This is a genomic window from Rhizobium sp. 57MFTsu3.2, from assembly GCF_012932765.1.
In the GTDB taxonomy this organism is placed as follows: domain Bacteria; phylum Pseudomonadota; class Alphaproteobacteria; order Rhizobiales; family Rhizobiaceae; genus Rhizobium; species Rhizobium altiplani.
Map to the genome: position 1 here is coordinate 42,065 of NZ_JDWI01000021.1, position 13,504 is coordinate 55,568.

The window sequence follows — 13,504 nt, forward strand, 5'->3', positions numbered from 1 at the left end:
TGCCGTTGTTTTCTTCTCAGCGCTGCCTATCGACCAGCACCGAGCATTTGGCATGCCTGACGACGCGGTCGGCGGTGGCACCGATGAAGTAGTTGCTGAAGTCGGGAATGTGCGAGGCGACGATGATCAGATCCGCATCATGCGCTTCGGCGGCAGCGAGGATACTGTGGGCGGGGCGGCCGTGACCGATCTCGATCATTGCCGGTATGCCGCTCGTGCGGATCAGCATGCCGAGTTTCTGTTCGGCATCGTCGATCGCGTTTTGCCGCAGCTCGGGCGGCAGATCGATCGCGACATAGGTGGGAACGTCCTCGACAACGTTGAGCAAGATGATCTCGCCACCTTTTTCAAGGAGCGTGGATGCCTTGCGGAGCGCCTTTTCGCCCCTGTCCAACCCGCCTATTTCTATCGGAACGATGATTCTCTTGTACATTCAGGCCCTCCAGCGCTGCCGTTTCTTACGGCCACATCCTCTCAAGAGATAAATAAGGCGCTTTGATCAAGATCAAGATCAGGATGGATTCTTGTCAACAAGCATCGAACGCTGAATCGTCAAAATCGGATCTTCTGTGAACAATCAGAATGCGCCATATAGGGATCAAGTACAGCGACCAAGGGAACCTCTGAGGCACATGAACCGGCGCAAATTCCTTGGTATTGCTACGGGCGGCGCTTTCGCCGCTACCGCCGGTATGCCTCCCCCATCCAAGGCAGGAGATACACCCATGACCACTGAAACGTCCTACGCCCTGACGCGTCCTGCCTATGTCGATCAGTCGCATCTCGTCGTCACCGACCTGCCGCTGGTTTCCAATTTCTATCAATCGATGCTTGGCCTTAATGTCATCGAGAAAAGCGCGAGCGGCGAAATCCTCGGTGTCGACGGCACGCCGCTTCTGACGCTGACGACAGGCAAGGATGTGCGTGTCGCACCGCGCAACGCAGCCGGCCTTTTCCATACGGCCTTCCTGATGCCCAGCCGCACCGAGCTCGCCCGCTGGCTGCGCCACGCGGCGCACAACAATGTCGTCCTGGACGGCGCATCCGATCACCTCGTCAGCGAGGCCATCTATCTCTCCGATCCGGAAGGCAACGGCATCGAGATTTATGCCGACCGTTCCCACGACCAATGGAAATTCCAGCCGGACGGTCAGGTGGAAATGGCGACGCTTCGCCTTGATCTGCAACCGCTCTACAACAGCGCACCCAACGATGCCTGGAACGGAATGGCCGACGGAACGGCAATCGGCCACATCCACCTGCAGGTCGGCAACATTCCGGAAGCAGACACCTTCTACCGCGATATTCTTGGCCTGAAGCTGATGGCGCGCTATCCCGGCGCCAGCTTCTTTGCGACCGGCGACTACCATCACCATGTCGCCGCCAACATCTGGAACAGCCGCGGCGCCGGCACCCGCGCCGAGGGCATGACGGGCCTTTCCGACTACACGCTACGCTTCAACGACAAGGAAGCGCTCAAAAAAGCTGTCACCAAGCTCGACGAACTGGAGATCAAGAGTGAAACGCGCAATGGCGGTGTCTTCCTGCATGATCCCTGGGGCATCGGCCTGACCCTGTCTACCTGACCTTAGGAACCTGAAGGGGTTCCGCGCGTTTCCGTCGCGAAGCAACTGGGCTTCCGGGGATCGTCTATCGATGGGAATTGCCAACGGCATCCGCAAGCAGGCCAGCAAAATGACAGTGGGCACGACTCCCGTCAGCGCCTGGGCAGAAAAACTGACCCAGGACACGGAGGAGATGCCACAAGCGCCGATGCGTCGCCTGGAGAAGGACGGGCTTGATGTCAGCATGGCTTGGGCCATCATCGGTATCTTTGGAGTGCTTGCACTATCGGCCATCTACATGATGTCGTTGATCCTCATTCCGGTGACGCTCGCCGTCGTCGTCGGCATGATCCTTGGGCTGCTGGCGGAAAAGCTCAGCAAGCTCGGCGTGCCGCGCATCACCAATGCGGTCATCCTGTCTACTGCGGTTGCGCTTGTGATCGCGCTTCTCGCCAATTCGCTTGCCGGACCGGTGACAAGGCTCGTCAACGAGGGCCCGGCCTTCGTCGAGAAGAGCTTCAACCGCCTCATGCCCTATCTCGAGCGCATCAAGTGGCTGCACATTACGCCGGAGACTTTCCAGACCGGGCCAATGTCGAGTGAGAAGCTTCTGGAGAACACTGGCAACGTCGTGCATCTCGTCAGCACCAACCTCACCCCTGCCCTCGTGCAGGCGTTGATCTTCTTCGCCGCGTTGCTGCTTTTCCTTGCCGGACGGGTGACGTTGCGCAAATCCATCATTATGGTGTTCCGGTCGCGCTCGCAGCGGCTTGCCGCCATCCGCGTGATCAACGGCGTGGAACAGGTTCTCGGATTTTATTTTGCGACGGCGTCGCTGATCTACGTCTGCCTTGGCCTCGTGATGATGGTGATCGCCTATGTAGGGGGCCTGTCGGCGCCGGTGCTCTGGGGCTTCTTCGCGTTCCTGTCGAGCTTCATCCCCTATCTCGGCATTACGATGATGACGCTGGCGGTCGCCATCGCGGGGATCATCACGCATGACGGCATCGTGGTGGGCCTTATGCCAGCGGCGGCATTCTTCATCGTCCACCTCGTCATGGAAAACCTGATCTTCCCGGCGGTCATGGGAAAGCGCCTGGAAATCAATCCCTTCGTGGTGTTTCTGGCGATCTTGTTCTGGACTTGGATGTGGGGCGCAGTTGGTGCTATGCTGGCACTACCACTATCGCTGATTGTCATGACCATCGTCGATGAACTTTTCATCGAAGAGAGACTGCAACCGCAATTGCCGAAATAATTGAGGTAAGAAGCGTCAGATGGCAGAAATCGATCTTGCAGATTCCAGCCAGAACCGGCTGAAGAGCGGCACCTCCCCTTGGAGCCACGCAGGAACAAAGCCCAATTACCAGCCACTTCAGGACAATCTCAAAGTCGACGCCATGGTGATCGGCGGCGGGATTACCGGCGCGCTGATGGGCCAGCACCTCGCGGAACGAGGTCTTTCCGTGGTCATCGTCGACCGCGAGACGCCGGGTCTCGGCAGCACGGCAGTGAGCACCGCCATGCTGCAGTGGGAGATAGACCGAACGCTGAGCGAACTCGAGCGTTTCCATGGCTTCGAACGCGCCGCCGGCATCTACAGGCGGAGCGCAGCCTCGGTCGCCGGTCTCTCCAAGCTGATCGTCGCCCACCGGATCGCCTGCAACCTGCTTCCCCGGCAATCGCTGTTCCTCGCCAATAACCAGGAGGGCGCGGGCGATCTTCGCAGGGAGGTCGAGCTGCGTCGTCGTGCCGGACTGCCAAGCCGGTATCTGGAACATTGCGATCTCTTTACCGAGTTCGAAATCGACCGCGATGGGGGCATCCTGTCGCGCGGCTCGGCGGAGGCCGATCCGCTGCTCCTGACCTGGGGCCTGCTGGACATTGCCGTGAAGCAAGGCGCGCGCCTGATCAGCGCCTCGGTCACCAAGCTACATAGCGAAGGCGGGCGGGTCAGCGCCGAAACAGACGGTGCGTTCGTCATCGAGGCGAAAACGGCGGTGCTCGCCACCGGCTACGCCATGCCGGGCATCGATATGCCGAAACAGCACCGGATGACATCGAGCTGGGCGCTGGCGACGATACCGCAGGATCCGGCAGCGCTCTGGCGCGATCAGGTGCTGATCTGGGAAGACAGCCACCCCTATCTCTACATGCGCACGACGCCTGATGGGCGGATCATCGCTGGCGGCGAGGATGACGACACCGTCGACCCCGCGGCCCGCGACGCCAAGCTGGCCGAAAAGATCATGACGATCCGGGAGAAGATGAAGCGGCTCTGGTCCAGCGCCGACACCCGCGTCGCGACGGCATGGTGCGGCACGTTCGGGGCGACGTCGGACGGGCTACCGCTGATCGGTCCGGTTCCCTCGATGCCACAAGTCTATGCCGCCTATGGCTATGGCGGCAACGGCATCACCTTCTCCTATCTTGCGACACAGGTTATCGGCGCACTGATCGGCGGAGGGTACCGCGACTGGTTTGATGATTTCGCGCTGGATCGCGACGCGCCCGACGTGCCCCGACGCTCGAACGTGAGTGAGGAAACGCTACAGAGCGCCCTTGGCTAGCTCACTGCGTCGTCCGGTCGTCGCCGGTGTCCTCGACATCCTGCAGCCGGACGAATTCGACACCCTTGGCCATGAGATCGACGATCGCCTTGGCGACGCCCTCGCCGGCGGCGTGGGTCGGCTGGTTGATGTGGGAGATCACGACGTCGCCGTCTTTGGCCGATGCAATGCGCTTTTCCGTGACAACGGCGCCGAGCAGCGAGCCGCCGTCTCCATTCACCGAGTAACCGGCGATGCGGTACCCCATGTCGCGAATCTGGGCGATGGCGGAGAGGTCGTATTTGGCGGTCGAGCCGCGGAACCAGTGCGGCGGGGCAATACCGGCTGCGAGCATCGCATCGGCACCGCCCTGCACTTCCTGCCGCACGGCCTCGGGCGAGCCCGCGGACGCGATGCCATAGATCGAGACCGGCTTGTCGACGGCTGGAACGTGATTCTGACCGTGGTTCTCGAGTTCGAACAGATCGGGATTCTCAAGGAAGACCTGCAGCGCCTGCGGATTGTGCTTCAGCCAGCGCGCAGTGACGAAAATGGTCGCGGGAATGCGCTCCTGGACCAGCACCGAGAGGATGCGGTCGTCGGCCTGACCCATGCAAGCGTCAAAGGTCAGCGCCACCCGCGCGTGACCCTTGATGCCCGACCGGGCAATGCGCAGATGCGGCTCAACCAGCTTCGGCCCTGCTGCCATCTTGGGGGCCTGCACGACCTTCGAGGGCGCGGTGACGACCGGCGCTTCCTCCGGCGGAGGAGCGGCAGCGGACACAATCGAGGCGGATGCGATCAGCAACGCCGAAACGAGAAGAATACGATTCATGCCAAAGAGAAGCCGTTCGTGGTTCAAGCGCTGCATAATGCACATCGCGGTCAGGCGCCATGTGGTTTGATGCCGCCTGCGGTCGCTGCTGCGATTCGCCGCCGGCTTCAGCGGCAATTCTGATGCCTGAGGACTAAGGCTTCAGAAAGGCAACTCACGGCGCGCGCCGCGATCAATCATAGAGGTAATATTTTTCCCACTTCTCGCGCGGGACCTTTTCGCCAATCTTGTATTGCAGATCGCGGACATTGATGTGCTGCGGGCCGGTGATGCAGGTGTAGGAGAGATGATACCAGTCGCCCTTGCTGCGGAAGACCGCGCCTGGCGCCTCCAGCCTGTCGTCGCTCGGAACGGGATCCTTGAACGTGTAGGCGATGACCTTGTCGGGCTTGTAGCCGGTCTCGTCCTTGTTGATTCGGCTCATCGCCTCCGTGTCACAGCTCTGTTCGAGGCGGGTCGCGGGATCGAGCTTTTCGAGTTGCTTCTTGATGGCGGGATCGACTGCGAAGGCTGGAAAAGCAAGGCTAAATGCGGACAGAAGCAACACGAGACGTTTTGGCATTACGGTGGGATTCCTTTGCATTCTCATTCCGGAATCGCCTGTGGAGAACCGTGGTTTTGACGGTCGTACGAGGGGCGAATTCCGGGTGGCATAGCGGACTTTCTTAAACAATGTGGTGACATCAAGGCAACGTGAGCATTCCTTCGCTTTTGCCACAGGTCCGTCTTGGGCGCTTGATCCCAGGCATCCGCCTCTCTATCTCTTGCCCACCTGACATCACGTTTCCGGAGCTTTCCTTGACCGTCTTCAAGAACCTGCCGAACCCACCCGTCGCCACCAAGAAGCCGATCTCCGATACGCGCCACGGCATCACCCGCACCGACGACTATGCCTGGCTGCGCGCCGACAACTGGCAGGCGATGTTCAAGGATCCCGCGATCCTCGATCCCGCGATCCGCCAACATCTGGAAGCCGAAAACGTCTACATGAACGCGGCCATGGAAGACACAAAGGTGCTGCAGAAGACGCTGTTTTCGGAGATGCGCGGCCGCATCAAGGAAGACGACAGCTCCGTGCCGATGAAGGACGGCGACTACGCCTACGGTACCTTCTTCGTGACCGGCGGCGAACAGCCTCGCTATTTCCGGATTCCGCGTAACGGCGCCGTCAAGGACGAGGCTATCCGCACCGTTCTGCTCGACGGCGACAAGGAGGCCGCGGGCAAGGCCTATTTCAGGCTCGCCGGCCTCGATCACTCGACCGACCACAGCCGCGGCATCTGGGGTTACGACGACAAGGGTTCTGAGTTCTATACGCTGCGCGTGCGTGACCTTGCGACTGGCGAGGACCTGGCCGACGTGATCGGGAACACCGGCGGCGGCGGCGTCTGGGCGCCCGATGGCAAGAGCTTCTTCTATTCTGCGCTCGATGAGAACCACCGCCCGTCGAAGGTGTTTCACCACATTCTTGGCACGCCTCAATCTGAAGACCGGCTGGTTTATGAGGAAAAGGATGCGGGCTTTTTCATGGGCGTCGGCGGTTCGCTGCTCGACGACTTCATCTACATCGACATCCACGATCACGAGACCTCGGAATACCGCCTGCTGTCCACCAAGGACCTGACGGCCGAGCCGAAGCTGGTCGCCGAGCGCGAGGAAGGCATCGAATATTCGATGACGGAAGGCGGCGACGTCTTCTACATCCTGACCAATGACGGCGACGCCAAGGATTTCAAGATCATGGAAGCGCCGGTTGAAAACCCGGGCAAGGCGAACTGGCGCGAGGTCGTGCCGCACAAGCCGGGAACCTTGATCATCAGCCACATGGCCTATGCCCGCCACCTGCTCTGGCTGGAGCGCAAGGATGGCCTGCCGCAGATAATCATCCGTGACCGTCGCACCGGCGAGGAACACGCGATCGCCTTTGCCGAAGAGGCCTATTCGCTCGGGCTGCAGGGGGCCGCGGAATACGACACCGACGTCATCCGCTTCTCCTATTCCTCGATGACGACGCCGTCGCAGCTATACGACTACAACATGGTGACGCGCGAGCGCACGCTGTTGAAGACCCAGGAGGTGCCCTCGGGCCACAATCCGGACGATTACGTCACCCGCCGCGTGTTCGCGCCCGCCTGGGATGGCGAACAGGTGCCCGTCACCCTGCTCTATCGCAAGGACACGCCGCTCGACGGTTCGGCACCCTGCCTGCTCTACGGCTACGGCGCCTACGGCATCACCATTCCGGCCGGCTTCAACACCAACTGCCTGTCGCTCGCCGATCGCGGCTTCGTCTATGCCATCGCCCATATCCGCGGCGGCAAGGACAAGGGCTTTGCCTGGTACGAAGACGGCAAGATGGAAAAGAAGACCAACACCTTCAAGGACTTCATTGCCGCCGCTGACTATCTGAATCAGGAGAAGTTCACCTCCTATGCCAACATCATCGCCGAGGGCGGCTCGGCCGGTGGCATGCTGATGGGCGCCGTTGCCAACATGGCGCCGGAAAAGTTCGCCGGCCTGATCGCCGCCGTTCCCTTCGTCGACGTGCTGAACACCATGCTCGACGACACGCTACCGCTGACCCCGCCGGAATGGCCGGAATGGGGCAACCCGATCGAGAGCAAGGAAGACTACGAGCAGATCGCCGCCTATTCGCCCTACGACAATGTCGGCGCCAAGGCCTATCCGCCGATCCTGGCGCTCGGCGGCCTCACCGATCCGCGCGTCACCTATTGGGAGCCGGCAAAGTGGGCGGCGCGGCTGCGCGAAAAGACCACCGGCTCGGCACCGATCCTGTTGAAGACCAACATGGATGCCGGCCATGGCGGCGCTTCGGGACGCTTCCAGCGCCTCGAGGAGATCGCCTTCGAATATGCTTTCGCGATCAAGGTCGCGGGCAAGATATAATCGGCTGGAGGAGCCCGTGACGGTCTATGTGGCGCTCCTGAGGGCGATCAATGTCGGCGGCACGGGCAAGCTGCCCATGGCGGAGCTGAAGGCGGTCTGCGAAGAGCTCGGCTTCAGCGACGTGAAGACCTACATCCAGAGCGGCAACGTGCTGTTTCGCGCCGATGCAGCAGAGGTCGAGGTCGAGCAGAAGCTGGACGACGCGCTGGGAAAGCTGCTCGGCAAGAAGCCCGGCGTGATGCTGCGCAGCCGCAAGGAGTTGGAAGCGATTGCCGCCAACGCGCCCTTCCCAGATGCCAAGCCCAACTATCTCCTGGTAAGCTTCCTACCGGAAGCGGCGCCTGATGATGCGCTGGACAAGATGGTGGCCCCCGATGGCGAAGAGGCCGTTCTCGCCGGGCGCGAAATCTATGTCCACTTCCCTGTTGGCTCCGGCAAATCGAAGCTCAAGCTGCCGGCCTTGAAACTAGGAACGGCGCGCAATCTCAATACCGTGCGCAAGCTCGCCGAGATGGCGGCTGCCATGGAAGACGACCGCTAGGCCGGATCACTGGCGAACGATCTGCGGCTGAAACAGCAGCTTCACGAAGCTGCGCAGCACGAGAACCTGGTCGGCGAGCCCCTGCGGTTCCTTCAAGGCCTTCGACAGGACGATGCCGCCCTCGAGCACCGTCGAAACCATGTCGGCCAGTTGGTCGATCTCGATCGGTTCGCGCGGCGTGTAGACTACCATGATCTCCTCGAACATGCCGCGGAACCGCCGTCGCCAGGCGAGCACCGCCTGCTTGTTGGTTTCCTGGATGTCGCGGTCGAACAGGCGTTCATAGTAGCAGACCGTGGCCACGAGGCAGCCCGGATGGCCGTTCGGCAGGTCGGACAGCAGTTCGGCAAGCAGCTTCAGACCGAGCATGAAGGATTGCAGCGGATCTTCGGTCAGCTCGCGGGCGCGGGTGAATATCTCGTCGTAGATTCGTTCGTCGTTTTCGATGTACCGCTCGAGCAGCGCCTTGGCGAGCGCGTTCTTGTCCCGGAAGTGGTAGAAGAAGCCGCTCTTGGTGATGCCGGTCTCGGCGATCAGCTCTTCGATCGAGGTGCCGCCGAAGCCCTTCTGCAGGACGGCAGTTTCGGCCACATCCAGGATGCGGGTTCTGGTCTCCTGGCCCTTGCGCATCAAATTCCCTGTACCGCCGGTACGGTTTTTGCCCGCCAGCTCTGGTCTATATGGAGGCCTTTTGTCATCCGCCCCGCGGAAGCGGCTGAAATCAAAGGCAAACATCATGCGATGCCCAACTATACCGCAAGTCGTCTAGTTTCGCAGCCCGGAAGCGGAGAACTTGTTCGTGAGAATTGCTTGCACATAGAGGGATTGTCATGGCCAAGTACAGACACAGCCTGCCGCAACTCAAGGGCGGCGCATTCGTCACCGACGGCGGCATGGAAACGACCTTCATCTTTCATGACGGACTGCAGCTGCCGCACTTCGCATCCTTCGTGATGATGGCTTCAGAAGAAGGCCGCGACCGGCTGCGCGCCTACTATCGCCGTTACCTCGACATCGCCCGCAAGCATGGCGCCGGCTTCATTCTCGACAGCCCGACATGGAGGGCGAGCCCCGATTGGGCGGAAAAGCTGGGTTACACGTCGGAGGCGCTGCATGACGCAAACGTTCAAAGCATTGCCCTGCTTGCGGGATTGCGCGAGCGGCACGAGGAGCCGGGGCGGCCGATCGTGCTCAGCGGCGCGATGGGGCCACGCGGCGATGGGTACAAGGCCGGCCGGATGAACGCGGCCGAAGCCGAGGATTATCACAGCGTCCAGATCGGCAGCTTTGCCGAGAGCGATGCGGACATGATCTCCGCCGTCACGCTGAACAACATCGACGAGGCAATCGGTATCGCCCGGGCGGCCTCGGCCCGCGATATGCCCTGCGTTATCTCCTTCACGGTCGAGACCGACGGCAAGCTGGTGACCGGGCGCAGCATGCAGGAGGTAATCGAGACGACGGATGCGGCGACGGGCGGTTCGGTGGCCTATTACATGATCAATTGCGCGCATCCGACGCATTTTGCCGAGGCGCTGGATCATCGCGCGGGATGGACAAAACGCATTCATGGGCTGCGGGCAAATGCCTCGCGCATGAGCCATGCCGAACTGGACGACAGCGAAACGCTGGATGCCGGCGATCCGGTCGATCTCGGGCAGCGGTACAGGGAGCTGATGCAGAGAATGCCGCAAATCAGGATCGTCGGCGGCTGCTGCGGCACCGATCACCGGCATGTTGCCGCGATCTGCGAGGCTTGCCTGCCGGCGCTTCCGAGTGCCGCGTGACGGTCAGTTCTCTGCCGCGTCGCGGTCAGTGTTCTGCGGTGTGCGCAGCCTTGCCGGCGTTATGACCGCTGATGTCGGCGCCGGCGCTGCGCGAAAAGCGCAGGTTCCAGAAGGTCGCCGTGATCGAGATCGCGGTGACGAAAAGGAAGGCGGCGGAGAAATCGTGGAGCTCCGGCGTCTCGCTGCCGTTGACCGTCATCGACGTGTGGAGCGCCAGCGCGCCGACGCAGATGCCGAGCGACAGCATCAGCTGCTGGAACGTCGTGTAGAAGCTGGTGGCCGAGCTCATGCGATCGCGGTCGATCTCATCGTAGGCCACCGTGTTGTAGGCCGTGAACTGGAACGACATGAAGAAGCCGCACATGACGAGGATCGCAAAGATCAGCCCCAGCGGCCAGTCGGGCCGGAAGGCGGCGCAGAGGGCATAGCCGCAGGTGGCAATGATGCCGTTCGCGACCAGGCTGCTGCGGAAGCCGAAACGGCGCAGTACGCTGGGTGCGACGGCCTTCATCGCCATCGAGCCGAGGGCCGCTGCGGTGACGAGCTGGCCGGCCTTGGCCGCCGACAGTCCGAAACCGAGCTGGAAATAGAGCGGCAGCAGGAAGGGCTGCGCGCCCTGCGTGATACGGGTCAGCGAACCGGCAATGACCGACGTGCCGAAGCTCGACACCTTCATCAGCGAAAAGTCCATGATCGGCGCCGGGTGGCGGCGGGCATGCTTGAGATAGGCTACGCCGAAGAGCAGACCGACCGCGATGAGGAACAGCGAGAACGCACCCTCGCCCGGACGGCTCGAGCTTTCAAAACCGAACAACAGCGAGCCGAGCGCAATACCGGAGAGAATGAAACCAACCGTATCGAACGGGCGCTTCGCCTCGCCCTTGAAGTCCTCGATGAAGATCGAGACCAGGGTGAAGCCGATGATGCCGATCGGCACGTTGATGTAGAAGATCCAGCGCCAGTCGAGATAGGTGACGATCAGGCCGCCAACCGGAGGGCCGAGGATCGGGCCGATCAGCGCCGGCACCAGCAGCCACGACATGGCGTTGACCATGTCCTTGCGGGAGACGCTGCGGAGCAGCACGAGGCGCCCGACCGGCAGCATCATCGCGCCGCCAAGGCCCTGCAGCAGTCGCGCCAGCACGAGACAGAGGAGATTGGGCGACAGCGCGCAGAAGATGGAGCCTGTCACGAAGACGGCGATCGCCGAGCGGAAAACGGTGCGCGAGCCGAAGCGATCGGCAATCAGGCCGCTTGCCGGAATGAAAATCGCCAGGCTGAGAAGGTAGGAAGTCAGCGCGATGCTCATCGACGGGGCGCTGACGCCGAAATCGCGTGCCATGGTCGGCAGCGCCGTCGCCAGAACGGTGGCGTCGAGCTGCTCCATAAACATGGCGCTCGCCACGATCATCGCTATCACGCGGAAATTGGGCTTGGCGCGCCCGACGGCAGCCGCCTGATAGATCTGATCCGACATCGTCAGGGATCACTCGCAATGGCGTGGCCGGCGCGGAAGCGATGGCCGCGGTATGGTATGGCGTGATGCCAAAAGGGGATTAGAGATCCTTGTATACGCCCGCAAATGTGGCGTCGTTATGCTTATATGGAAAGGCAGCCGTGCCATCCGGGAATGGCTGGGTTACTGAAGCGCCGCACGACCAGCCGCAAGCTCGGAGCAAGGGCTCCCGGCTTGCGTCATGCGCGCCGGAGCCCTACCTAAAGCATATGACCCTTGCTCAGAATGCATCCCCTTCGCGGCCCTTCGCCTTCGACAACAGCTATGCGCGGTTGCCACAGCAATTCTTTACGCGCCAGGCGCCCTCGCAGGCCGCCGAGCCGTGGCTGATCAAACTGAACGAACCGCTTGCGGAAGAACTCGGCCTCGATGTCGAGGCGCTGAAGCGCGACGGCGCGGCGATCTTTTCGGGCAACCTCGTGCCTGAAGGCGCCGATCCGCTGGCGATGGCCTATGCAGGGCACCAGTTCGGCTCCTTCGTGCCATTGCTCGGCGACGGGCGGGCGATCCTGCTTGGCGAGGTGATCGACCGAAACGGCCAGCGCTGGGACATCCAGCTGAAGGGTGCGGGCCAGACCGCCTATTCCCGCCGCGGCGATGGCCGTGCCGCGCTCGGCCCGGTGCTTCGGGAATATATCGTCAGCGAAGCGATGTATGCGCTCGGCGTCCCGGCAACCCGCGCGCTGGCCGCCGTTTCGACCGGGCAGCCCGTTTATCGCGAGAACATGCTGCCAGGTGCAGTGTTTACCCGTGTTGCCGCAAGCCACATTCGCGTCGGCACGTTCCAGTTCTTCACCGCGCGGGGCGATACCGACGGCGTTCGGGCGCTGGCCGATTATGTGATCGACCGGCACTATCCGGAACTCAAGGACAGGGACAATCCCTACCTCGCGCTCTACGAGACCGTCTGCGAGCGGCAGGCGGCCTTGATCGCCAGGTGGCTGCATATCGGCTTCATCCACGGCGTCATGAATACCGACAACATGACCATTTCGGGCGAGACGATCGATTTCGGCCCCTGCGCCTTCATGGACGAATACCATCCCGGCACGGTCTTTTCCTCGATCGACCAGGGCGGCCGCTATGCCTATGCCAATCAACCCGGCATCGGCCAATGGAACCTGGCACGGCTTGGCGAAACCCTGTTGCCGCTCTTTGATGCGGATGCGGAAAAGGCCGTCGAGCTCGCCAACAGCGTGATCCGGCAATATGGCGAGCGCTTCCAGATCCACTGGCTGCGCGGCATGCGCGAGAAGATCGGCCTATCGACCGTCGAAGACGGCGATCTGGACCTTATTCAATCGCTGCTTGCCGCGATGCAGGCAAGCCAGGCCGATCTTACCCTCGCCTTCCGCCGCCTTTCCGACGCCGTCGGTCCAGGAGATGGCGAGGCACTGTTCCTCTCGGCTTTCCGGGAACCGGATGGGGCGCGCGAATGGCTTGCCCGCTGGCGCGACCGCCTGACCCGTGACGAGGGCCGGACCGAGGCCGAGCGCAGGGCGGCCATGCGCTCTGTCAATCCCGCCTTCATTCCGCGCAACCACCGCATCGAGCAGGCGATCAACGCCGCCGTCGAGGATGCCGACTTTTCGCTGTTCGAGGCGTTGCTTGCCGTTCTCGCCAAGCCGTATGACGACCAACCGGACTTTGCGGCCTACATGGAGCCGCCGAAGCCGGAAGAACGTGTGCTGCAGACCTTCTGCGGCACGTGATCGGATGCAAACCTATCCCCTCTGACACCTATGGTCGCAGTTGACGCCCATTGCGACCGCTCTATCTCGCTGATTAGAAGGCATTTTTCGCG

The 13,504-nt window shown here is 61.8% G+C and carries 12 protein-coding genes; 7 read left to right on the forward strand and 5 right to left on the reverse strand.

The annotated features are described in order from the left end of the window. Positions 1–16: 16 nt before the first annotated feature. Entirely contained in the window at positions 17–433 is a 417-nt protein-coding gene (locus AF71_RS20735) for a universal stress protein (protein WP_018116555.1), read from the reverse strand. A 292-nt stretch (positions 434–725) separates the two neighbouring features. Here AF71_RS20735 and AF71_RS20740 point away from each other — a divergent pair, with 292 nt between their 5' ends. The 3 genes from AF71_RS20740 (at position 726) to AF71_RS20750 (ending at position 4,135) form a co-directional block, all read left to right on the forward strand. After that, positions 726–1,586, forward strand: a complete 861-nt coding sequence (locus AF71_RS20740; protein ID WP_169682851.1) for a VOC family protein — start codon at positions 726–728, stop codon at positions 1,584–1,586. 70 nt (positions 1,587–1,656) lie between these two features. Beyond that, positions 1,657–2,823, forward strand: coding sequence for an AI-2E family transporter (locus AF71_RS20745; protein ID WP_169682853.1), 1,167 nt, complete (start codon positions 1,657–1,659; stop codon positions 2,821–2,823). A gap of 19 nt (positions 2,824–2,842) precedes the next feature. Next, on the forward strand, positions 2,843–4,135 hold the full coding sequence (locus tag AF71_RS20750; protein WP_169682854.1) for an FAD-dependent oxidoreductase: 1,293 nt from the start codon (positions 2,843–2,845) through the stop codon (positions 4,133–4,135). A gap of 1 nt (position 4,136) precedes the next feature. On the opposite strand, the gene AF71_RS20755 is transcribed toward AF71_RS20750, so the two are convergent. Both AF71_RS20755 and AF71_RS20760 read right to left on the reverse strand, forming a co-directional pair. Next, a complete protein-coding gene (locus AF71_RS20755) occupies positions 4,137–4,949 on the reverse strand; it encodes a polysaccharide deacetylase family protein (protein WP_026372088.1) in 813 nt (270 codons plus the stop codon). A gap of 172 nt (positions 4,950–5,121) precedes the next feature. Further along, positions 5,122–5,511 (reverse strand): DUF930 domain-containing protein, encoded by a 390-nt coding sequence (locus AF71_RS20760; protein ID WP_018116560.1) that lies wholly within the window; start codon positions 5,509–5,511, stop codon positions 5,122–5,124. A gap of 236 nt (positions 5,512–5,747) precedes the next feature. On the opposite strand from AF71_RS20760, the gene AF71_RS20765 reads away from it, so the two are divergent. Continuing rightward, the gene (locus AF71_RS20765) at positions 5,748–7,856 is read left to right on the forward strand and encodes a S9 family peptidase (protein WP_169682856.1); all 2,109 of its coding nucleotides are present in this window, start codon (positions 5,748–5,750) and stop codon (positions 7,854–7,856) included. A 16-nt stretch (positions 7,857–7,872) separates the two neighbouring features. Further along, complete coding sequence (locus AF71_RS20770; RefSeq protein WP_169682858.1) at positions 7,873–8,397, forward strand: DUF1697 domain-containing protein; 525 nt, start codon at positions 7,873–7,875, stop codon at positions 8,395–8,397. A 6-nt stretch (positions 8,398–8,403) separates the two neighbouring features. On the opposite strand, the gene AF71_RS20775 is transcribed toward AF71_RS20770, so the two are convergent. Next, positions 8,404–9,027, reverse strand: coding sequence for a TetR/AcrR family transcriptional regulator (locus AF71_RS20775; RefSeq protein WP_169682860.1), 624 nt, complete (start codon positions 9,025–9,027; stop codon positions 8,404–8,406). A 200-nt stretch (positions 9,028–9,227) separates the two neighbouring features. Here AF71_RS20775 and AF71_RS20780 point away from each other — a divergent pair, with 200 nt between their 5' ends. After that, complete coding sequence (locus AF71_RS20780) at positions 9,228–10,184, forward strand: homocysteine S-methyltransferase family protein (RefSeq protein WP_113471765.1); 957 nt, start codon at positions 9,228–9,230, stop codon at positions 10,182–10,184. A gap of 25 nt (positions 10,185–10,209) precedes the next feature. Here AF71_RS20780 and AF71_RS20785 read toward each other — a convergent pair whose 3' ends face one another. Then, positions 10,210–11,661 carry a DHA2 family efflux MFS transporter permease subunit gene (locus AF71_RS20785; RefSeq protein WP_169682862.1) on the reverse strand — a complete coding sequence of 484 codons (1,452 nt, stop codon included), beginning with the start codon at positions 11,659–11,661 and terminating at the stop codon, positions 10,210–10,212. 248 nt (positions 11,662–11,909) lie between these two features. Here AF71_RS20785 and AF71_RS20790 point away from each other — a divergent pair, with 248 nt between their 5' ends. After that, positions 11,910–13,412, forward strand: a complete 1,503-nt coding sequence (locus AF71_RS20790; RefSeq protein WP_169682865.1) for a protein adenylyltransferase SelO — start codon at positions 11,910–11,912, stop codon at positions 13,410–13,412. Positions 13,413–13,504 lie beyond the last annotated feature (92 nt).